1 pseudogene is annotated in these 496 nt (G+C 67.3%); it reads right to left on the minus strand.

Features of this window, described 5'->3' with window-relative positions:
* A pseudogene (locus ACL03I_RS39495) lies at positions 1 to 496 on the minus strand (DDE-type integrase/transposase/recombinase); the annotation flags it as partial.

The raw sequence follows: 496 nt of genomic DNA on the forward strand, positions 1-496 counted from the left end.
CCGGCGATACCCGAGCCTCGCAGCGTTTCGGTGAAAGCCAGCGACGTATATTGCTTCCGGCGTCGGAGTGATGGACCAAACCTGTTGCGGTGAAACGAAAGTCGGCCCTCCGGCGGGTGGACAACGCTTGCTCGAGCACCGAGGTCACCAACGGGGTCGTCTTACTGGTCATCACCCGCCAGCCGAGGATGCGGCGTGAGTACACGTCGACGCAGAACGCGGTGTAGCAGAACCCGGCCAGTGTCGGGCAGTAGGTGAAATCGGCGACCCACCACTGATCCGGCCGAACCGGTTGCGACCAGGCCCGCCCGATCAGGTCCGGATGCCGCGCAGGCCGGTCGCGGTCGCGTTCTGTGGTGATCGTGTGGTGCGCCGCCCGCGCACGACCCCGTCGATCCCGGCCAGTCGCATCAGCCGCGCGACCTGGTCGCGGCAGATGTTGTGGCCGGCGCGCCAGAGTTTGCGTATCCCGTCGCCGCGCCGGTTGGCCGTCCAC

The organism is Nocardia sichangensis (assembly GCF_047200615.1).
In the GTDB taxonomy this organism is placed as follows: Bacteria; Actinomycetota; Actinomycetes; order Mycobacteriales; family Mycobacteriaceae; genus Nocardia; species Nocardia sichangensis.